Below are 22,390 nucleotides of genomic sequence, written 5' to 3'. Positions count from 1 at the left end.
CACTCTCGCTTCAAAGGGGTAACCGATAAGTCATGTCATGCTCATGACCTATCGGTTACCCTTTTTGTTTATGGTTAAGCCAGTTTGCATGTCCAACTATGCGAGGTTGCACCTGCTCATATGTAGTCTTTACCTAATAAAAAACAGGTCTACAGTGTGTAAAGCTCACATTAACAAACGTGAAGCTCATGTGCACCTGTAGACCTGGGGGATATTGCTGAGGAGTAACGCTTAATAGAGTGACTCCTTATCCTCTACCAAACGGTATTATTCGACCTTGAATTCGGTTAATTCCTCCTGTAGCTTCGTAGACAACTGATTCAATTGTTTGGAGAGATCCGCAACCTGTTCGATGCTATCCAGTTGTTCCTGTGTACTCGCGCTAACCTCTTCGGTTGAAGCGGAGTTCTGCTCAGTTGTGGAAGAAATGATCTCCAATGCTTGCAAAATCTCATCTTTATGCTTATGAATATTGGCAGTGTTGCTGCTGATCTGAATCATGCGCAATTTCAAATGTTCCAAATCCTTGTTAATGTTAAAGAAGACTTGTTTGGTGTTCTCTACGGATTTGGCATTTTCTTCAGCAATGTTCAAACTTCGGGCAGTATGCTCTACGGATACGTTTGTTTTCTCTTCTATCACATGTACCTTTTTGTTAATTTCTTCAGTCGCCTGTGCAGTCTGCTCAGCAAGCTTGCGTACCTCCTCGGCGACGACAGCAAAACCTCTGCCATGTTCACCAGCACGTGCAGCTTCAATGGAAGCATTTAGCGCCAGCAGATTGGTCTGTGAAGCAATTTGTTTAACCGTGTCTACAAAACTGGATATTTCATTACGGCTCAGATCAATATCCTGAATAATGGATGACATGGTCTGTGTGGAGTGATGATTTTCTGCGGCCCATTTGGACAACTGTTCCACGACATGAAGCCCCATTTCGCTTTGTTTGGCAGAAGTCTGCACCATCGTCTCGATGGCTTGGGCATCGCTGGCAATTTCATCAATTTGTCCAGACAAGTTTCCGGTTTTGCGTAAAATGTTCTCGGTTTCGATGGATTGATAATTGGTTGCATTAGCGATTTCATTAACGGCGGTTGCTGTATCATTCATCGTTATAGCCGTTCTGGAAGAAATGGATTGCAGGTCGTCAGAAGACTGATTCAAGACCTGGGCGGAGCTGCCAACCATCTGCAGCATTCGCTGAATATTTTGCACCATATGGTGAATTCCCTGAGAAATTTGCCCGATTTCATTATTGGATTTGCTATCAAACGGAACCGTTAAATCCCCGTTTTCAATCAACTTGATTTTCTCCAGCAGCTTCGGTATGGATCTCAGCAGGTAACGAAGGGTGATATACGCCATGACAACGAGCACAATCGCCGCAATAATGAAGCCGCCAAGTGTAATCGTGGTAAAGGTTTGTAATTCATCCATGACTTCTTTCTCGGAAATGGTTAAGCCTACCGACCATCCCGTATCTTTGCTGGTGGCATATCCGATATAACGATTTTCCCCATTATCATTAATCAGCTGTACCCCGGATTCGCCAGCAACCATTTTCTGTCCGATTTCTCCGAGATCACCCGGGCTATCCGTAATTTTTTCCTTCAGCACCTTATTCTGATCAGGGTGATACAGAATATCTCCGGTTTTGGAGGCTAGGATGGAATACCCTGTACTTCCGAGCGTGTAGCTTTTCATAATGGCAGGAATGTCTTTAAAGGCGATATCAGCCACGACAAACCCGATTAATTCCCCGCTGTCATTCTTAACCGGGTAGAAGATACCCATGAGTACATTTCCCGAAGCAATATCTGCATACGGATCGGAGTAATACAAGCCGTTTGCTGCAACTGCCGGTTTGTAATACGGACGATCCTGGATAACAAATGCGGAATCGGATGATACTCCGTCATTCTGGAACCAGAATCCTTTGCCGGATACCCCTGCTACCCACGCATCTGCAAAGGAAGGTTCGGCCGCAACAATGGCTGCCAATGTGGCTTGCGTCTCTGCGGCATATTCTGATGTTTTTACCGTTCCGGGCTCCGTCGTTTCAATGTATTGTTTAAATAGATTATTTGTAGACATCTGTTTAACAAGTGAACCTTTTTCCTTAAATAGTGCATCGAATTCACTGACGATGGCTTGTGTCTTGGTTTGAAGCATAGATTCCTGCTGCTTAATCAGGATGCTTCGGGTACTGGAGAACATAAACGTTCCCAGAATAGAAAAGACGACAACGATAATGACTAATAACACCATGGACAAAGTGTTAGCGATGCTTGATAATCTGAAGCCCCTCTTTTTTGCAAGCTGTGACATGTTGCCATCTCCCCCCGAAATCTGTAATGAATGAGCTGATGAGCTCTTATGTAATATGTCGGAATTTGGGCTGCTTTTCGATAGATGGAGAGGGAAGGATATAATGAACAATTCGAATTTGGTGCATAAAGGCACAAAAAAAGAAAAGAGAGCCTAATGGCTCGCTTTATAACGGTAAAATAAATTGCAATTATACGGTTGTTTTGTTTGTATAAATTACTAGTTTAGGATACCGGATTCTTCCACAAACTTTATAGCCTGGTGGAGCATCTCAACATCCTGAACCAATGCCAAACGAACGTATCCTTCGCCTGAAGGTCCAAAGGCACTTCCGGGGGTTACGATGACCCCTGCTCGGGTGACCAAGTCCATGGCAAATTGTTCTGACGTGTCATAGTGAGCAGGAATTCGTGTCCAGATGAACATCGTAGCTTCAGGTTTCGCGATCTTCCATCCCAACCGGCTTAAGCCCTCACACAGGACGTCTCTGCGCTCCTCGTAGATGGCTCTTACCCGTCCAACTTCCGTCTGATCTCCAGTAATTGCAGCAATGGCAGCCTTTTGGAGTGGCAGGAACATGCCATAGTCCATATTGGACTTTAATTTTTTCAGCATGGATACCATATCCGGGTTACCCACACAGAAGCCGATCCGCGCTCCGGCCAACCCATAGGTTTTGGACAAGGAGTTGAATTCCACGCCCACATCGATCGCTCCGGGAAACGAAAGGAAGCTTCCACACGCTCGTCCATCAAACACAAGCTCACTATAGGCATTGTCATGGAGAACGATAATATCATATTTCTTGGCAAATGCAATCAAATCGAGGTAGAACTGCTCCGGTGCCATCGCGGTAGTGGGATTGTTGGGATAGGAAACCAGCATGAATTTGGCCCGGTGTGCGATATCCTCCGGGATGTCCTGAAGTTGAATGACATATCCGTGCGCTTCCTTTTGCGAAATGTAGTACAATTCAGCTCCAGCCAGTAAGGGTCCATCCGCGAAAATTGGATAACAGGGATCGGGAACAAGCACGAGATCCCCTTCATCAACAATGGACAGGGATATATGCGCCAATCCCTCCTGGGAACCAAGCAATGAGCAGATTTCGGTCGTGGGGTTCAGCTGTACCTGGTATCTTGTTTGATACCATTCGCTAACAGCCCGCAGCAGCTCATTCTGATCATTGATGGCGTATATATAGTTCTGCGTGTCTGCTGCTGCTTCAACCAAAGCGTCAATAATATGTTGTGCCGGAGGAATATTGGGTGTGCCCACACTAAGATCGATGACAGGTTCGCCATTCTCCAGTCGTTGCCGTTTCATCTCAAGCAAACGGGTGAAAATTCCCTCTTTAAAATAATTCATGCGTTTAGCAGATTTCATCATCACAGCCTCCGTAACTGATTCTCCAGTAGTCTCTTTCTATCATAAATGGAGAAAGGACAAATGAGAAGTGAACGAGAGGATCTTCATCGACATCACATCAGAATTTGAGGATAAAGCAAGAGAATTGGTTGTATTTTGAATAAAGTATGATATGATGTCTTTAAATAATCACATAAAATGACATATATAGAAATTAATTACATAAAACACTCTGCGCTTCGAGGTGAATGTTTCTTGTTCTATCATATTGAAAGCGTTTCCAATAAACAACCGGAGTAATTATATGATTTGGACTGATTACTATCTTCTGTTTAATCAAGGGTTGGTGTCTGAGTCATGGTAAACCTTGCAAAACAGGTTGCGATCGGCTCGGCTTAAACCATATATGCTAGCGCTTTTCCAGGAGGCAATCTGCACAGAAAAGAGGTGAGTGATTAAGATTCATATCGTTAACACGAATTCAACCTAAATTGGGAGGAAAAGTAAATGATGCGAAAACGATTGGTATTTTTGTTGGCATTGGTTTTGTTATTCAGTGGTTTGCCTATGGGGTTCGCCCATGCTGCGAATCAGCCTCTCGCGAAACTTCCTGGAAACGCGAACCCGCTCATGGATCATAAACTGGGAGCTGACCCCAGTGTGCTGGTACACAATGGCCGAGTTTACATTTACATGTCAAGTGACGCCTATATCTACAACAGTAATGGTACGGTTAAAGAGAATGACTTTAGCATGCTGAACAAAGTTCATGTCATATCCTCTGCCGACATGGTGAACTGGACAGACCATGGAGCCATTCCGGTGGCAGGCAGCAATAATGCCAATAATGGTCAAGGCATTGCCAAATGGGCATGGGGCTCATGGGCTCCAGCAGCTACCAAAAAAAATATAGCAGGAAAGGATAAGTTCTTCCTTTATTTTGCAAATAGTGCATCAGGCATTGGTGTGCTTACGGCGGATTCACCCATTGGACCGTGGAGCGACCCGCTTGGCAAGGCGCTGGTAACACACAGTACACCTGGCATGTCAGGTGTAACATGGCTTTTTGACCCGGCTGTGCTGGTTGATGACAACGGAACGGGATACCTGTATGTCGGTGGAGGCATTCCAAATAATTCCGATCCGGCGTCCATCGCAAATCCCCAAACGGCCCGTGTTCTCAAACTGGGAGACAACATGACGAGTGTTGTCGGAAGTGCCACCATGATTGATGCGCCGTATTTGTTCGAGGACTCGGGCATTCATAAGTATAATGGCAAATATTATTACTCGTACTGTATTAACTTTTCCGGTACACACCCGCCTGCCTATCCGGCTGGAGAGATTGGTTACATGGTAAGTGACAATCCGATGGGTCCGTTTACGTACAAAGGTCATTTTTTGAAAAATCCGTATGCCTTTTTCGGTGTTGGGGGGAACAATCACCATGCTGTATTTAATTTCAACAACCAGTGGTACACCGTGTACCATGCCCAAACGGTGAGTAAAGCTCAGCATGGTGATGGAAAGGGATACCGTTCGCCGAATATCAACAGGCTGGTGCATAGTGCCGATGGAACAATTCAGGAGGTGCAGGGCAACCTGGCGGGTATTTCGCAGATCACCAATCTGAACCCATATAACCGGGTGGAGGCTGAGACGATTGGATGGCAGGCGGGAATTACAACCGAGGCGACTCAGGCTAGTGGTGGACCGTTCAGCAACCAGAATGTCACGAATATTCATAATGGCGACTGGATCGCTTTGGGTAACGTAGACTTTGGTTCTGCTGGCGCTAGTACCTTCAAAGCCAATGTCGCTTCAACCGTAGGCGGCAAAATTGAAATTCGTCTTGACAGCGCGACAGGTCCGCTTGTTGGCACGCTTAATGTAACTCCAACGGGCGGTGCACAAACATGGAAGGAAGTTCAAACCACCGTAAATAATGCCACAGGTGTACACCGATTGTATCTGGTATTCACGGGTACGGGCGGCGCTAACCTGTTCAATCTGGATTACTGGCAGTTCGGCAACAACACATCCAGCAATCCGGTAACCAAGGTTGAGGCTGAGAGCATGACGATTAGTGGTCCATATGCGGGAGCGATCAGTTCCCCCTTCAACGGGGTAGCGTTATATGCCAATGAGGATGCTGTGGCGTATAATCAATATTTTGGCAATCCGACGCATCAATTCTCGGTCCGTGGAGCCTCCAACAACAGTAGTACAGCAAGAGTGGATCTGGTGATTGGCGGCGTAACACATGGTTCCTTTTATTTCACCGGAACTCAGCCTACCGTTCAAACCTTGTCCAACATCACCCATGCAACTGGACCCCAGGAGGTCAAACTGGTTGTTACCACTGATAATGGGACATGGGATGCGTATGTGGATTATATGGAGTATTCCTTGTGATCCATGGTTAGATCCGAAAGGTAGCGCGGCATGTATGCAATGAATCCATGAAATGATCAGGAGGCCATGTGAATGTGGAAAAGGCTAGGCATGTTGTTACTGGTTGTCCCGCTGCTTGTGATAGCGACTCCAGTTGCTCCCGCTTCGGCGGCTACAACGTTCAGTAATCCGGTGATCCATGCCGATGTTCCGGATAGTGACGTCATTCGGGTAGGCAACGCGTATTATATGACGAGCACCACGATGCATATGAGTCCAGGGGTGCCCATCATGAAATCATACGATCTCGTAAATTGGGAAATTGTGAATTATGTATATGATACGTACGCAAATACCGACTCTCATCTCCTGAACAACGGTCAGAATGAATATGGGAGAGGCTCCTGGGCAAGCAGTCTGAGATACAACAATGGTATCTATTACGTAGCCTTTGGCTCGCTCTCTACGGGCAAAACCTATATCTACAAAACGACCAATATTGAGACAGGGCCTTGGACCATATCTACACTGGGCAGTTATTATCACGATGCTTCACTGCTTTTTGACAACGGACGGGCATTTCTGGTGCATGGTACTGACAATATCAGTATTGTTGAGCTTAATGCAGAGGCGTCGGCTGTCAAGGCGGGCGGCCTGAATCAGGTCCTTATTCCGAATGCCAGCAGTGTGGCTGGTTCGAATTTCATTGTAAAGGCTGAAGGCGCCCACATTCAGAAGATCAACGGAAAGTATTATATTTTCCTGATTGCCTGGCCTACAGGAGAAGGACGTGTCCAGATTGCCTATCGCGCAGACAGTTTGACAGGTAATTATACAGGCCGTGTTGTTTTAAGGAATGCAGGCATTGCTCAGGGAGGTATTGTAGACACCGCTTCAGGTTCATGGTACGGATTGTTGTTCAGAGACAACGGGGCAGTCGGACGTATTCCTTATCTCGTTCCGGTAACATGGTCGGATAACTGGCCTGTGTTTGGGGTGAATGGCAAGGTTCCGCTGACGATGAATGTTCCGGTGGAGGGGTATCCGGCGAAAAAGATTTATGGCTCTGACGAATTTAATGCCGGATCAGGTACAGACACGGGCGCAGTTCAACAGTTAATAGTCAATGGGGGTTTCGAAGATGCTACCCTGAGTCCATGGACGAGCAACAATACGGCATCGATTGCAGCGACCTCCTCAGAGTATGCTGGAGGTTCTAAAAGCCTGCTTGTCAGTGGCCGACAACAGACGGCTGCCGGTGTGAAACAAGTAATTACCGGCAAGGTGACGGCGGGCAGCGTATATACCTTTTCGGCAAAAGTGAAATATACAGCGGGACCCGCAAGCAAAACGTTTAATCTCAGCATTCAAAATGGTCCAAGCTACACGGGTATATCCATTATGGGCAGTGCAACGCTGACCAAGGGACAATGGGGCACCATTCAGGGAACATACACCGTCCCTGCTAGTGCGGACCTGTCGCAGACCTTTGTATTCCTTGAGACGCCTTACAGCGCGAACCCGGATGCAAGCAATGATCTCATGAATTTTTACGTGGATGATGTTTCCTTCTCTACGACTGCTGCGCCTGGAGGGGCAAGCGCGAGCCTTGCGAAATTCTGGCAGTGGAATCACAATCCAGACCCGGTAAATTGGTCGCTGACCCAACGCCCAGGTTTCATGAGGCTAACTACAGGCAAAACAAGTTCAAGTATTTTGGAGGCCCGCAATACGCTGACCCAAAGAACCTTTGGGCCCAAAAGTACAGGCATTACAGCCATGGAAACGGCAGGTATGAAGGACGGCGACTATGCCGGTCTTGCTGCTTTTCAAGCCAGGTACGGCTTCGTCGGCGTGAAGATGTCAGGGAATGCCAAATCCATCGTCATGGCTAATGTCGGCTCCGGGACGATGACCGAGGTGGCAACCGTGCCGCTGAACCAAAACAAAGTATATTTCCGAGTGATCTGCGATTTTACGAATCAAACGGACAAGGCCTACTTTGCATATAGTCTGAACGGCACCAATTGGACATCGATTGGGAACACACTACAGATGTCTTATACGTTGCCCCACTTTATGGGCTACCGCTTTGCTTTGTTCAATTATGCAACCAAGTCCACCGGAGGGTTTGCCGATTTTGATTATTTTCATGTAGAGTAGATGAAGCGCTAAGCGCCTTCTTCTTGAAATGCTGAACCCTCGCATGAAGCCATGCGGGGGTTCATTTTATTTTCCGAAGGGAGGAGCGGGGAGAAGCTGCTGTATCTGTTATCCATGGCTGGAAGAGATGAATGGCTCATCACCCGCATGACGCTTGCGGTATTCTCCGGGGGTCATCCCGTACCGACGCTTGAACATGCGGATGAATGAGTTGACATTCTGATAGCCAACTTGTGTGGCGATATCCTGAATTCGCAGATCGACATTCACAAGCAACTCCTTGGCTCGCTCAGTCCGCAGATTATTCAGATATTCGCTGAAGTTGATGTTGGTCTTTTCCTTGAAAATACTCGAAAGGTACCCCGAAGTCAGATTCAACTTATCCGCAACAATATTCAGATTAATATCTTCCCCATAGTGATGGTCCAAATAGTCCAGCACAAAGCTGATGACCGGATCACGCGTTTCCAACTGATTGCGTACGGCCATTAGTACCGGTGTAACGAGCGTCTGAAGCCATTTCCTGTACTGCTGAACGGAATGGAAACCAGCAAATGCTTCTCCCGGAGGAGAAGAGCGAAGTTCGAATTCGATGTGCGTCAAATTCAGTTTCATAACCGTCTTGCCGATTTGTTCTGCTATACCGATTGCAAACGTGCGGAAGTCCTCTGCGGCTGCATCCTTATGCTGCAACTGCTCCAGTTGGCGATCCAGCCAAGCGAAAACAGCCTCCTCATTACCAGATTGCAGCAGATTGTGCAGTTCCTCCCCATAAGTCACCTTCACATGGAAGGCATTCGAGGAGGAAGCACGTGGCTCTACAATAATCTGTGTTTCCCCATTCAGTCTCCGCTCTTTCAACAATTTGGACAGATCGCTGTACGCATCGGTAAATGGAATTTCCCCGGAATACACTGGACTTACCGCGATGGTCAGGTAGAGGGATTCTTCGGTATCGAGCAATTCTTTCAGAGTATCCAGCGCCTGCAGTATACCGCTCTGTGGACCAGGATCGAACAGCAGCAGGAGCAGCTGATCCTGCTCGGGCTGAAGTGCAACGCTATTATTTTTGCTGCTGGTGAACAGGCTCTGAATCAGTTTCCACAATAACAGGGTATGTTGATCGAATTCATCTGGCGGAGACTTGAAGCCGACCTTGAATAGAATGGAGACGTAGGGCTGCTCGGGTTGCCGAACATCCTCAAGATCCGCCAGATAGGAGCTGAGCGGAATGTTCTTCACTTTATGGGTATAGGCATACTGACGTACCAGAGAGTTTTTCTGCGCCAGGTCACTTTGAATGTAGCGATTATTCTCCAGAATGGAACTGAGGCGCTCACCGATTATGGCGAACTCCTTTACACCACTCAACTTTTCTGGCCCACTGTCCAAATTTCGGTCAAACGCGGCAATGAGGCGCTGAAGCGGTTGATTCAATCGCAGACTGAAAAACAGGGAGGAGAGCACGCTAATTAGAATAGCAGCGCCGAGCAGGACAGCCAGCAGCAGCTGCATACCGCGCATTTCTGCGGCAATTACTGCCGCCTGGGTGACCCGGACATAGATGAACCCGGTTTGCTTGCCTTTCTCATAGAAGTAATACTGATCTCCAATACGTTCATGTTTGCTTCCATCTGCAGGAAGCTGAGGGTTCTGCATATTCCCTTCCGCTGTGGTAAAGAGCGGGTGCCCCTCATTGTCCAGAATGTAGAACGGATTATTGCCGGCATCGCCATACGTATCCTGCATACGCTGCGGGTTCAGCATAACAATCCCGTACACATCCTCGTAAGGAATGGCCTTCATCATGACAGGCATCAGTTGTCCGAGAGAGCGTGAAGAATGAAGAGTATTTTCAGTGAAAGCTGCGGCAGGCATCACTTTCAGGAACTGGTTGTTCATCGTTTGAGTTTTCCAGTAATCCGGCGGATATTCTTTACTATAATAATATTTCCCGAACATATCGCTGGCACTGCTGAGGCCTTCCTTCTCCAGTACATAGTCTTCTTGCTTGAAATAGAGAATGAAATTGTCGATATGCAAAAAAGGATTGGCGTACAGCGTGGAAAGGTCTGACTTGACCTCTGCGGGAATATCGTAACGGCGGTTCTCCTTAATATGGCTCAAAATGCCCAGGTTAGCTGTCCAGGTATCCGATTGAGTGAGGGCGAGAATCATATTCTGGGTCAGTCGGAAGTGATTCTCATACCCTTCAACGGTCTGTGCAAGGCCCAGTTCATTTTGCCTGACCATCTCCTGATAGACCTTGTTGCTTAGGTACAGATGGGAGAACAGGTTAAATGAAGCCAAAATCAGGATGACGCTGAGAAAGCTCAGCATTAGCTTGACAAACAGTCCATCCAGCGCGAATTTGCTTGTAAGCAGTCCCTTCATTATGATATTCCCCCTTAAGTACAGCCCCGGATCGAGTGGTTAACCCTATCATAGCGGCATAAATCTGACACAAACAATATACACTTTTACTGAATTATACGCGGATATCTGGAAAAAAGGAGTAGAGGCGAAAAGTTATATAACATGTAGATAGCGCTTTCTAAAGATTTATCACTATAATTCGGAGAACAACCCCGGAAATCCGGGGGAAGTAAGCTGACATGTAAGTCCATGTACAATCATTAAAACAACGTACAATCATCTATGCAAGAGGGGGCATGCCGATGGCTAATGCTGATGTAATGCAAATCAAACCACAAAAGGAAGCGCACCGGCCGCCTCGGCGGAAGTCGCGTTTGGTCCGAACCTGGAACAGGAACAAGGCGCTATGGCTGCTATTCCTGCCATGCCTCCTGTATTATTTGATCTTCCGCTATGCGCCGATGTTTGGTCTGGTCATCACGTTTAAGGATTACAATTTATTCAAGGGAATTTGGGCCAGTGATTGGGTGGGATTCAAATATTACCGGATGTTTCTGGAGAATCCCGATTTTTGGCCGCTGATGAAGAATACGTTTCTGCTGGGACTGTATAAGCTGGTGTTCGGCTTCCCGGCTCCGATCCTGCTGGCCATTCTGCTGAATGAGGTACGCAGGGCTGCATTTAAGCGTTTTGTGCAGACGGTCAGTTATCTGCCGCATTTTATCTCGAATGTCATTGTGGCAAGTATGGTCATTATGTTCCTGTCCCCGACCGGAGGGCTGATTAACAATTTGCTGGCAGGGATCGGCATTGGACCCATTAATTTTATGAATGAGCCAGGGCTGTTCCGGGGCATCTATGTCCTGTCGGAAATCTGGCAGCACATCGGCTGGGAGACCATCATTTATCTGGCCGCGCTGACGGCGATTGACCCGCAATTGTATGAAGCCGCGGATATGGACGGAGCAAGCCGATTGCGCAAAATCTGGCATGTCACCCTGCCCGGTATATCTCCCGCCATCGTTATAACGCTGATACTGAATATCGGCAAAGTGCTGGAGATCGGCTTCGAGAAGGTCTTCCTGATGCAAAATCCGGCCATCTACGATACGGCAGATATTATCAGCACATATGTCTACAGGGTGGGCATGGTACAGGGGAACTTCAGCTATGGTGCATCCATTGATTTATTCATGGGAGTCATCAGTCTGATCTTCATCTATACAGCCAACTGGCTCAGCCGCCGATTAAGTGAGACCAGTCTATGGTAGAAAGAGGTGTGGCGTGAAATCACTCCGATTTTCCTGGTTTAACGTTGTGGCATCCCTGATTCTGCTGCTCGTTGTTGTGGTCACACTCTATCCGTTCCTTCATATGCTGGCCGTCTCCCTCAGCAGCAACGTGAACGTCATGCAAAACAATATTTCCTTCTGGCCCAAGGGATTTAACCTGAGCATGTATAAACTGGTGCTGGGAGATCCGCAAATCTGGACGGCTTACCGAAATACAATCATTTATACCGTGCTTGGCACACTGATCTCGCTGGTGGTCACCTCGACCGGAGCCTACGCATTATCCAGAAAAGATATGGCGCTGCGCAATACCTTCACCATCCTGATTGTCATTACGATGTTTTTCAGCGGCGGGATGATTCCGACTTTCCTGGTGGTCCGTTCCCTGAATCTGGTGGATACCATATGGGGCATGGTTCTCCCGGGGGCAGTCAGCACCTGGAATCTGATTCTGATGCGCACGTTCTTCTCAGGCATTCCCAAAGAACTGGAGGAATCGGGCCGCATGGACGGCCTGAATGATATTGGTATCTTCATACGGATTATTGTGCCGCTGTCCAAGGCTTCCTTTGCCACGATTGCCCTTTTCTATGCCGTTGGGATGTGGAACAACTTTATCTTTCCGCTGCTCTATCTAAGATCTCCGGATTTGTTTCCACTCCAGGTACTGCTGCGCAATCTGGTACTGGCCGGAAGTGCAAGCTCAGGCGACGTAACGTCGATTGGAGGAGATAACCTGGTGGTAGAGGAATCGCTCAAGTATGCGACCATCATGGTTTCAACGCTGCCGATTCTGGTCATCTATCCGTTTGTACAGAAGTATTTCGTCAAGGGAGCCATGGTTGGTGCGGTCAAAGGCTAAAGTTTAAAGGCAAACAAGGAATGCACCGCAAATTCAGATTAAGGGAGAGAAGCTTATGGGCAAATGGAAATCGGTAATACTTCCCCTGCTGATTGCAGTAACGATGGTTGCAGGGTGTAGTGGCGGCAGTGGTGCCGACCCGCAAACGAATACCAAGGGGAACTCCATCGGGGGAAGCGATAACTCCGCCGGGGCAGAAAAGACATTCACGGCGCTGCTGGACAATAATGCCACGTTCCCCTATTCCAAAAGCTGGCCCATTTGGGGCTGGTTGAAGGAAAAGACCGGCGTCACGCTGGAGGTGCAGACACCTTCCGGCAAGCTGGATGAGAGCCTGAATCTGGCGATTGCCTCCAAAGCGCTGCCTGATCTGATGTATATGCCCAATCGCAAGGATTCGAACAAGTTTGGTCAGCAGGGCGCACTGGTTGATCTGATGGAGTATATGGACAGTATGCCGAATCTGAAGGCATGGATGAAGGAATATCCCGAAGAGGCGAAGGCTGCCCTGTCCGCCGACGGCAAAATGTATATGTTTCCCAATCAGGGCTTTGGCGAGACGAACCGCATGATCTGGATGTACCGCAAGGATGTTTTTGATAAGGAAGGCATCCAGGTTCCAACAACTTATGAAGAATTGCATGCGGCGCTGAAGACGCTGAAGGAGAAATACCCGGACAGCTATCCGCTCTCTATTCGCTACGGCCAAATCCCGGATGAGATGAATGCCAATATGACGGTGAACTACGGAACAGGTGAGGGTGCCTACTATGATTTTGACCAGAAGGAATGGCGCTATGGACCGACTGAAGACAACTACAAGGCCATGGTGGGAATGTGGAAACGTTTTTACGATGAAGGGTTGGTTCCACCCGACTTCTTATCACTGCAAACTAAGCAGTGGCAGGATATGGTCTCTACCGGCAAATCATTCGTAACGATTGATTATATCAGTCGAATTGACTTCTTCAACAATGCCATGCAGCAGGAGAATCCCGAATTCAACATGCAATTCCTGGCCCCTCCGGCAGGCATCTCTGGCGGCAAACAGCTGAATCCGTATTTTCATTATATGGAAGGCGGATTGACGGTGGCTTCCACCTCCAAGAATATTGAGGATGTGATGAAGTACATGGACTTTTTCTATTCCGAAGAAGGTCGTACGCTCAGCAGCTGGGGTGTAGAGGGCGAGACCTATGTAAAGGAAGGCAATACGATCAAGTTCAAGCCGGAGTATAACGATGTCATTGAAATGCGCAAGAAAACAGGGCTTCAGACCAGTGGGACCTATACCTGGATTGATTTCAACGCCCATTTGTCGCTGTTCTCGGATGACCTGAAACATGCCTATGAAGAAGCGGTGAAGTATGATCCTCCCGCAATGCAGCCAAGACCTGCTTTTACTGAGGGGGAGAACGAAATCATATCCATTACCGGGCAGGCGATCAAGAAGCACCGTGACGAGAGCTTTGCCAAATTTGTGACCGGCTCCCGGAGTCTGGCGGATTGGGAGAAGTATGTCGAGGAGATTAACAATCTTGGGGTAGATCAGCTGCTAAACACCTATAAGGAGGCGTATGACCGTGTTCAGAATGTACAGCTGAGCGCGAAATGAGCGAATGCACGTAAGGTACGGCACGGAAATCCTAGACCATTAACGAATGGAAAAAGGAGGCTTCGCTTATGAAAAAGCAGCATCTGCGTGTGTACTCCGGATTCAGACTGGGATTGTTTCTGTTGATCTGTATGGTGACGATTGGAATAGCTTTACCTGGCAAGGCAAAAGCAGCGGGTTCAATCTCGCTGGACGCGCCTGCGGGCGGTTACGTGTCGGATGGAGGGCTGGTGGAAATTGGGGGCAGTTATACCGACCTGTATGACATTCGACTGTTTGTGGACGGAACGGCTCAATTCGAAGTGGTATTAAATGATCCAGATGGGGATGACAGCGGCACCTGGTCTTATATGCTGGATACCTCAGGCTATAACGGGACGGTGGAGCTGGTGGTCCGTGGATTGGATACGTCAACCCGCTACGGGGTGTGGGGGGTGCCTGCCATCCTTACCGTTAATAACCCGGCAGGTGCTGTCCCCGTTGTAACCATTACCGGACCATCTGAGGGCGTATCTCTTAGCGGCCAGGTAGAGGTGTCGATCGAGACCAGCTCGCCACTTCCAATCCTGCGGGTAGAGGTTCGGGTGAACCGCGGGCCATGGGAAGAGGCTGTTCAGCAGGGCCCTGCATATGTATACACCTGGGACACGGCGGGACTTGGCGATCGCACGGTCAGTCTGGAGGCCAGAGCGGCCAGCGCCCCGGGGCGTTATGGTTATAGCCCGACGGTGTATGCTCAGGTTGGAACCGGGACGCATGAGACTGCCGTTCCTCTTCCTGTACAGGAGCGGGCCATGTGGATCTGGGAGCCGGAGAGCTATAACTTGCTGCTGAATCCTGAATCGCGCCAGGTGCTGGAGTCATTCATCACGGATACGCAGACATTCGGCCAAACACCGGTCCAGACGCTTTATCTTGCAGTGGGCGGTTATGCCGGATACGATGCACTGGAAGCGCAGGAAATGGAGTTGCGTTCTTTCGTGAGTTGGGCGCACAGCAAAAATCTGCAGGTGCATGCGTTAATTGCAGGCAGCACTACACCGGCCTATATGGGCGCTTACGAGAAATATCACCATCATGCCGTGCAGGAAATGGAGCAGGTGATCAATTACAACCTTGCGGCAGGCGATACGGAGAAATTTGACGGTATTAATGTGGATATTGAGCCGTATATCTCTCCCGACTTCAAAGATCCAAGCCATTTTCTACAGAAGGAATACCTGGATGGTCTGCAAAAGATGATTAGTCGCCGGGATACCGCAGGTATTCGGCTTCCGTTCGGTCCTGCTGTGCCCAAGTGGTATGACACATCGGACCAAGGGGCTAATATCGTGTGGAATGGCTCCAGCAAATGGCTGTCTGAGCATGTTCAGGATATCTCCGACTATATCTCCATTATGGACTACCGGGATACAGCAGATGGTTCAGCTGGCATTATTGCCGGAGCTGCTGGAGAACTGGCATACGCAGATCAGATCGGCAAGCCGCACTCCGTGGTCATTGGTGTGGAAACGCTGGATATTGCCAATAGCGGCGACCCGGAGAGCATTACTTTCTGGGAGGAAGGCCGCATCCACATGGAAGCCGAACTGGATAAAGTGTATGCAGCTTACGGACAGAGCAGCGGCTTCGGCGGTATTGCTGTCCATCACTATGATTCCTACCGGGCACTTCCTTCTTACTGGGGACCAGGTAGTGTAGTGTGGACAGCGCCGGATGACCAGGAGGCCCCTTCCGCCCTTCCAGGGGTTCCGTCTATTCAGGCCACTGATTATCAGACTGTACATCTGAATTATGGAATGGCTTCGGATAACATGGAAGTGGAACGCTATGTGATCTACCGAAGTACAGTGCAGGGGTTCACGCCTGTCGCTGCGGATATCGTTGGATTCGCCCGCACCCTGAATTACCAGGACAAGGGACTGCTGCCGGATACGACATATTACTACCGTATTGCAGCCCGCGATTTGCGTGGTAATATTGGGCCACTCACTGATGAAGTTTCGGCGACCACAGGTAGCACCATACTGAAGCCCATGATTGTAACGGACATGAATCTGGTCTATGGCGGATCAGGGGCATCCGTCACCTTGAAAGTTAGAGATTACGATACAGGTGCAGTACTGGCTGGAGCGAGAGTCGAGGGGAGATTCACTTATGCTGCTGGACGGTACATCAGCGGAATCACCGGAGTGGATGGAGGTGTAGCGCTTGGCTCGGAAGCAGTTGGGCCGGGAAGGCAGGTTGGTTTTGAACCACGCAGAATCCGTTACAACGGCTATTATTATGCAGCAGGTCATGATTCGCCGCATGCAACGCTGCTGATGCTAAATGCAGGCAAATGAACAAAGCGGGAGAGAAACAGCTTGAAGGAGGTTAACGAAGCATGAACGGAAATGGCTTGATAAAACCGATGGGAACTCACGTCGTTGAGTGCATGTCTGTACAGGTTTATGTCGACCGGGATCAGATGGGGGCAGCGGCTGCCGCTGCGGTAGCTGCCCGATTAAGACAGCTGCTTCAGGATTCAGAGCGCCAGGTTCGCATAGTGTTCGCTGCCGCGCCTTCGCAAAATGAATTGTATGCAGGTCTGATACGGGAGCAAGGCATTGATTGGTCACGGGTCTGCGCCTTTCATATGGATGAATATATCGGTCTGGCGGATACGGCTCCCCAGCGCTTTGGCCGATATTTAACGGAACGTTTGTTCAGTCACGTGCAGCCTGGGCGGGTGGAACTGCTTGATGGGCTACAAGATGTGGAGCAGGAGAGTCAAAGATATGGAAACCTGTTGTGTGAAGCTCCTATTGATATCGTCTGCCTCGGGATCGGAGAAAACGGGCATATTGCCTTCAATGATCCGCCAGTTGCCGATTTTGAAGATCCAAGAGTTGTCAAAGCAGTGGAGCTGGACGAATCCTGCCGCTGCCAGCAAGTGAATGATGGTTGCTTTGCCCATCTGGATGACGTGCCTGCAGAGGCGTTGACCCTGACTGTGCCAACGTTAATGGCTGGAAGGGAGCTGTTCGCAATTGTGCCGGGAGCATCCAAGCGGCGTGCACTTGCAGCAGCTTTACATGATCCGATCAGCACGGCATGTCCTGCTACCATCCTGCGTACCCATCCTGGAATCACGATGTTCACAGACCGGGAAGCCTACGGCCTGTGAGTGCGCCAATAATCGGGAGGCACTATCGGACCGGGAAGCCCATTGAGGTGGCAGTTGGAGAGGGACGTATCACTGGGGTTGCTGAGCTTGAAGGGGCTCTTTCCGTAGATTGCCTGCCCTGGCTGGCACCGGGACTGGTGGATTTACAGGTGAATGGCGGGTGGGGGCTGGATCTGAACACAGCCCCGCTGTGTCCGGATACGGTATTGCAACTAACCCGTAAGCTGCAAAGCCAAGGTGTTACAAGCTATTGTCCGACGTTAATTACGAACAGTTCTGTACGGCTGGCTGAGGCGGCTTCCGCCATTGCGAAAGCCGTTCGGCTGAACCCGGATGCGGCCGAGGGAATTGCGGGCATTCATCTGGAAGGCCCGTTCCTCTCGCGGGAGGACGGCCCGCGCGGCGCACACCCGCAGCAGCATATTGTTTCTCCTGATTGGGAGGCCCTCAGTCGTTGGCAGGAAGCTGCCGATGGGTTGATTCGCATCATTACGCTTTCCCCGGAGTGGCCTGGTGCGGCTGCATTTATAAACCGTTGCAGCGAATCCGGCATTTTGGTCTCGATTGGACATACAGCAGCAACGCCAGAGCAGATCCGGGAGGCGGTCGCCGCAGGGGCTGTCATGTCCACGCATCTTGGTAACGGTACGCACCTGACGCTTCCGCGCCATCCCAACTACCTGTGGGAACAGCTTGCGGCCGATGAGTTGTATGGCTGCATGATTGCGGATGGTCACCATCTTCCGCTGTCCGTACTAGCCGTGATTCTCCGGATGAAGGGGGGGCGCGCCATTCTGGTCAGCGATGCAGTCTCATTGAGCGGCATGCCGCCAGGTTATTATCATCTTCACATCGGCGGAGATGTGGTATTGACGGCGGAAGGTCGGCTGCACCTTGCCGGCCAGCCGGAGTTGTTGGCTGGCTCGGCGATGATGCTGCCGGATCAGGTGGGCTATCTCGTGGAAGCGGGGCTGTCTGGGCTTGCCGATGTCTGGAATTGTGCATCGGTGCATCCAGCCCGGCTGCTTGGACTTGAACAGGCCGCTGGACTTAAGGTCGGAGCGCCTGCAGATGTGGTTAGTTTCAATCTGGATGGGGGAAAGTTGAGGGTTTTACAGTGTTGGAAGAATGGTCGGATCAGTCCACAGAGCCGAGAATAGGGGGAGAGCGATGCAGAGCTTGATACCACAACCGAAGCAGATTGCAGCGACCGAGGGAGACGCTTTGCGGCTGAAAGGCGAGGAAAGACTGAGCCTTTTCATGGAGCAGGATGAACCCAGATTGGTAATTCATTGCCGACGGGCATTTCCGGGGATGGAATATACATGCTCCAGGATAGATAGAGGATATTTGTTAGTAATCGAACGTCTGCCAGGGAAGCAAATGCAGCAGATAGTCGATGAGGTCCATGCAGCTCAAGAAGCCCACGAAGCACAAGAAGCACAAGAAGCTCCTAAACCTCAAGAAGTCCAAACAGTTCATGAAGCTCCTGAAGCTATGGGAGTACAACAGAAGGGCCTGGTCATCGCTGATGTTAGTTTATTCATCGGAAATGACGAGACACATTCAGCCAGACTTGCGGGGCGGGCACAAGGATATCGGTTGGAGGTATCGTCCCGAAGGGCAGAGGTTTACGCGCTGGATGCGGCGGGTCTATTCTACGGATTGCAGACTCTGGTACAACTGCGTGGATCGGATGGAGACATCCCGGCATTGTCCATAACAGACTGGCCGGATACAGCGGTGCGTGCAATGAATTTGGATCTGCGGCAGACGTTCTCGAAGCCGGAACTGCTGATCGGGTATTTGGCGGAATTCGCTCGTTATAAGACGAATGCGATTTTGGTCGAATATGAGGATAAATTTCCATTCCGCACGCATCCGGAATTCGCACACCCGAAGCATGCGTTAAGCCTCTCACAGCTGGAAGAACTGAAGCGGACCGCCCATGAGCACTTTATAGAGATTATTCCACTCCAGCAGAGCTTCGGACATCTGGAATATGTATTACGCCACGAAGGTTGGCGGCATCTTCGCGAGACAGAGCAGTCTACCGGGGAGATTTGTCCATCACATCCAGAGACCTATGGGCTGATAACCACCTTACTTGAGGAGATGATCGACGCCCACCCGGATTCGCGATATATCCACCTCGGGTGTGACGAGGTCTACAGCCTATGCGAATGTGAACGCTGCAAAGTCGAGTTTGGAGGCATAAGGGAAAGGGCATTTATTGCCTTTTTAAACCGGCTGATCGCATTTACGGCAGAGCGGGGGAAACAGCCGATTTTCTGGCATGACATGCTGGATAAGTGCCCGCCAGATGAACTGGCTAAGCTGGATCAACGAAGTGCAGCGATGATCTGGATCTACAACGGTCGCAATATCGAAGCAGAGGTCACTTCGCATGCGAACAAATTCAGGTCGCTTGGCATTGAAATTATGGGAGCGCCAGCCGTCCGCAGCTTTGACTGGGCGGAGCATCAGAATTATCCGGTGCTTTTGAACCGGACGGATAATCTACTCCAATGGGCAGAGACAGCCGACAAGCTGGATCTGGACTGCGTGGTTGCCACCAACTGGACGGGGCCTTTCAGTCTCGGTGTTCCGTATGGTATTTTCGAAACCACCTGGTACCCCATGCTGCTGCATGCGGATTTGGCCTGGAACCGCAAGGCGGATGCCGCAAGTTTCATCGACCGTTTTCTGGAACGGTTTCATGGCATTGATCCGGTTACCGGACACAATCGTCTGGGCAATTACAGGGTGGAGGATTATTATGATGTGATCTGGAAGCTGATGGACGAAGTGCGCGAGCATAAAGAAGAGGCGGAACTGATTGCAATTATGCATGATTTTGAGGTGGCGACAGATCGTTCGCGGGCGATCCATAAGTATGCCTACCGCTGGGAACTGTATCCCGGCGACGATGCGGAGTGGCGCTCACTCCATAACAACTATACGAGAAATCGCCGCGGGCGTGATGGTGTCCTCCCTCGGATGAAGGCAGCGCTGGAGCGTTACCAGTCCTCTGATATGGCAGAGCATTTTGTGAAATCCAGGTTCTATCTGCATGATTATCTGGAGCGAACGCTTTATCACGAATTGGGCCTGAACGTAATTCATCCAGCAGCCAATCGGACGGTAATGAGCCTGGAGGACAAAATAGCGATGATGTGCGTAGTTGGCACGCCATCGACTCGGGCCGAGCCGGAGTTCCGCGGCAGAATGTCGCAGCACCCGTTTGGCGGAATAGGCATCTTTCCACACAATATTGAGAGTGAGCCGCAGACGCTGGCATTGCTTGCAGAAGTACAGAGGATAGCCGAAGATAGTGGCAGCCCTTTGCCCTATTATATTTCGGTAGATGAAGAGGGAGGCACCTTGTCCAAGTTCAAATCCTTCTTCCCCTATATCCCCGGGAACCGGGCAGTCGGATTAAGTGAAGACCCGGAAGCTGCCCGTTTGCTAGGTAGAGTGATCGGCAGTGAGCTGCATTCGCTTGGCATTCCGATGAACTGGGCACCTGTGCTGGATGTGAACACGAATATTGATAATCCGGTCGTCGGCGTTCGATCCTTCGGAGAGGACCCGCAGCTGGTGGCCGGTTTCGGCCGAGCTTATATTCAGGGAATGCATGAAGCGGGTGTTGCTGTGACGGCAAAGCATTTTCCCGGCCATGGGCAAGTGAGCGGAGACTCGCATATCGTTCTGCCCGAATGTGAACTAACGCTTGAACAGTTGATGGAGGGGCCGCTGCTTCCCTTTGTTGAGGCGATTGAAGCTGGAGCGGATTCAATCATGATGGGGCATCTGGTGTTTCCCAACATTCCAGAATCCGGGGGACTTCCAGCATCACTCAGCCCCTATTTTGCTTCGAAGTTGCTAAGGGGAAAACTGGGCTTTGCGGGGGTAATCTGCACCGATGATATTGAAATGGGGGCCATCCGCAAACATTTCAGCCCGGAAGAGGTAGGTGTGCTTGCCGTTCAGGCGGGGAATGATATGATCCTGATGTGCCATACGCCGGAGTTCCAGAATCGGGTGATCGCGAGTATTCTGGGCGCTGTAAGGGATGGGCGCATCAGCGAGGCACGAATCGACGAGTCGGTTCTTCGTATTCGGCAGCTGTATGACCAATTCCTGCAGTACCGAGCAGCGGCACAGCCGATTCCCAGAGAGCAGTGGGAGAAAACGGCACTGAAGCTGGCTCGTATGACCGTGAAAGTCAGCCGGGACCCGCAGGGCCTGCTCCCACTCAAGGATTCGCTGAAATATTTGCTGATACTGCCGCAGCAGGAGCAGCTGACCCAGGCCGATAATAGTGGTTCTGCCGAAATCAGGCTGGAATCGCTGTTGAAGGATGAAGGTTTGATTGTGGAGGTCCGGTATTGTGCAATGAAGCCCGATGCCGAGCAGATCGTGTCCATGGTACAGAAAGCTGCTGATGCAGACGTTGTGATCCAGGGCACCCTTAATGCCCATCTATTCACAGGCCAGCTGGCGCTGGCTGAGGCCTTGGCTGCGGTTAAGCCGCTGCTGAATCTGGTGCTGCGTAACCCTTATGATGATGGAGCACTGCCGCAGTCAGCTGGAAGCATCCTGCTGTGCTCAACCTCCGATTTTTCCCTGCGAGCACTGGTGGAGTACATGACAGCCTCAAAGTGACTTGTCAGATATGGACTGTGAACAGGACAATGAAACTTCCAAATGATCCGATGTCGTATATACTTGCCAACCTTTCATTCTTCGAAGTAATTTAGCCTTATATTCTATAATAAAAAGGCAAAAAGCCCGCTAGTGTACGGGCTTTTTGCCGATTT

12 protein-coding genes are annotated in these 22,390 nt (G+C 49.9%); 9 read left to right on the top strand and 3 right to left on the bottom strand.

From position 1 onward, the window contains the following. Positions 1–267 precede the first annotated feature (267 nt). Both JNUCC31_RS05990 and JNUCC31_RS05985 read right to left on the bottom strand, forming a co-directional pair. Positions 268–2,328: a methyl-accepting chemotaxis protein gene (locus JNUCC31_RS05990; protein ID WP_192269476.1), complete on the bottom strand. Its 2,061-nt coding sequence runs from the start codon at positions 2,326–2,328 to the stop codon at positions 268–270. 219 nt (positions 2,329–2,547) lie between these two features. Then, positions 2,548–3,717 (bottom strand): aminotransferase class I/II-fold pyridoxal phosphate-dependent enzyme, encoded by a 1,170-nt coding sequence (locus JNUCC31_RS05985; protein WP_228469538.1) that lies wholly within the window; start codon positions 3,715–3,717, stop codon positions 2,548–2,550. A 486-nt stretch (positions 3,718–4,203) separates the two neighbouring features. On the opposite strand from JNUCC31_RS05985, the gene JNUCC31_RS05980 reads away from it, so the two are divergent. After that, positions 4,204–6,111 carry a carbohydrate-binding protein gene (locus JNUCC31_RS05980; protein ID WP_192269471.1) on the top strand — a complete coding sequence of 636 codons (1,908 nt, stop codon included), beginning with the start codon at positions 4,204–4,206 and terminating at the stop codon, positions 6,109–6,111. A gap of 72 nt (positions 6,112–6,183) precedes the next feature. Further along, positions 6,184–8,253 carry a beta-xylosidase family glycoside hydrolase gene (locus JNUCC31_RS05975; protein WP_192269468.1) on the top strand — a complete coding sequence of 690 codons (2,070 nt, stop codon included), beginning with the start codon at positions 6,184–6,186 and terminating at the stop codon, positions 8,251–8,253. Positions 8,254–8,361: 108 nt separating this feature from the next. Here JNUCC31_RS05975 and JNUCC31_RS05970 read toward each other — a convergent pair whose 3' ends face one another. Then, positions 8,362–10,647, bottom strand: a complete 2,286-nt coding sequence (locus JNUCC31_RS05970) for a helix-turn-helix domain-containing protein (protein ID WP_192269465.1) — start codon at positions 10,645–10,647, stop codon at positions 8,362–8,364. 284 nt (positions 10,648–10,931) lie between these two features. Here JNUCC31_RS05970 and JNUCC31_RS05965 point away from each other — a divergent pair, with 284 nt between their 5' ends. From JNUCC31_RS05965 to JNUCC31_RS05935, 7 genes are all read left to right on the top strand, one after another. Beyond that, a complete protein-coding gene (locus JNUCC31_RS05965) occupies positions 10,932–11,900 on the top strand; it encodes an ABC transporter permease (protein ID WP_192269462.1) in 969 nt (322 codons plus the stop codon). A gap of 13 nt (positions 11,901–11,913) precedes the next feature. Continuing rightward, positions 11,914–12,783 carry a carbohydrate ABC transporter permease gene (locus JNUCC31_RS05960; RefSeq protein WP_228469537.1) on the top strand — a complete coding sequence of 290 codons (870 nt, stop codon included), beginning with the start codon at positions 11,914–11,916 and terminating at the stop codon, positions 12,781–12,783. Positions 12,784–12,838: 55 nt separating this feature from the next. Further along, positions 12,839–14,398 carry an extracellular solute-binding protein gene (locus JNUCC31_RS05955; RefSeq protein ID WP_192269460.1) on the top strand — a complete coding sequence of 520 codons (1,560 nt, stop codon included), beginning with the start codon at positions 12,839–12,841 and terminating at the stop codon, positions 14,396–14,398. A gap of 68 nt (positions 14,399–14,466) precedes the next feature. Beyond that, positions 14,467–16,743, top strand: coding sequence for an Ig-like domain-containing protein (locus JNUCC31_RS05950; RefSeq protein WP_192269458.1), 2,277 nt, complete (start codon positions 14,467–14,469; stop codon positions 16,741–16,743). Between the two features lie 41 nt (positions 16,744–16,784). Continuing rightward, complete coding sequence (locus tag JNUCC31_RS05945; protein ID WP_192269455.1) at positions 16,785–17,567, top strand: glucosamine-6-phosphate deaminase; 783 nt, start codon at positions 16,785–16,787, stop codon at positions 17,565–17,567. Beyond that, on the top strand, positions 17,564–18,727 hold the full coding sequence (locus JNUCC31_RS05940; RefSeq protein WP_228469536.1) for an N-acetylglucosamine-6-phosphate deacetylase: 1,164 nt from the start codon (positions 17,564–17,566) through the stop codon (positions 18,725–18,727). Before JNUCC31_RS05945 ends, JNUCC31_RS05940 begins: the two co-directional genes overlap by 4 nt. A 10-nt stretch (positions 18,728–18,737) precedes the next feature. Next, positions 18,738–22,235 carry a glycoside hydrolase family 3 N-terminal domain-containing protein gene (locus JNUCC31_RS05935; RefSeq protein WP_192269448.1) on the top strand — a complete coding sequence of 1,166 codons (3,498 nt, stop codon included), beginning with the start codon at positions 18,738–18,740 and terminating at the stop codon, positions 22,233–22,235. The last annotated feature ends 155 nt before the right edge of the window (positions 22,236–22,390 follow it).

Source organism: Paenibacillus sp. JNUCC-31 (assembly GCF_014844075.1).
In the GTDB taxonomy this organism is placed as follows: domain Bacteria; phylum Bacillota; class Bacilli; order Paenibacillales; family Paenibacillaceae; genus Paenibacillus.
Note: the sequence above shows the minus strand (reverse complement) of the source record. Positions and strands in the feature narration are given on the sequence as shown.

Bases quoted from the DNA above. Each gene is read 5' to 3' on its own strand.
- JNUCC31_RS05990 (WP_192269476.1), bottom strand. From the start codon at position 2,328: ATGTCACAGCTTGCAAAAAAGAGGGGCTTCAGATTATCAAGCATCGCT.
- JNUCC31_RS05985 (WP_228469538.1), bottom strand. From the start codon at position 3,717: ATGATGAAATCTGCTAAACGCATGAATTATTTTAAAGAGGGAATTTTC.
- JNUCC31_RS05980 (WP_192269471.1), top strand. From the start codon at position 4,204: ATGATGCGAAAACGATTGGTATTTTTGTTGGCATTGGTTTTGTTATTC.
- JNUCC31_RS05975 (WP_192269468.1), top strand. From the start codon at position 6,184: ATGTGGAAAAGGCTAGGCATGTTGTTACTGGTTGTCCCGCTGCTTGTG.
- JNUCC31_RS05970 (WP_192269465.1), bottom strand. From the start codon at position 10,647: ATGAAGGGACTGCTTACAAGCAAATTCGCGCTGGATGGACTGTTTGTC.
- JNUCC31_RS05965 (WP_192269462.1), top strand. From the start codon at position 10,932: ATGGCTAATGCTGATGTAATGCAAATCAAACCACAAAAGGAAGCGCAC.
- JNUCC31_RS05955 (WP_192269460.1), top strand. From the start codon at position 12,839: ATGGGCAAATGGAAATCGGTAATACTTCCCCTGCTGATTGCAGTAACG.
- JNUCC31_RS05950 (WP_192269458.1), top strand. From the start codon at position 14,467: ATGAAAAAGCAGCATCTGCGTGTGTACTCCGGATTCAGACTGGGATTG.
- JNUCC31_RS05945 (WP_192269455.1), top strand. From the start codon at position 16,785: ATGAACGGAAATGGCTTGATAAAACCGATGGGAACTCACGTCGTTGAG.
- JNUCC31_RS05935 (WP_192269448.1), top strand. From the start codon at position 18,738: ATGCAGAGCTTGATACCACAACCGAAGCAGATTGCAGCGACCGAGGGA.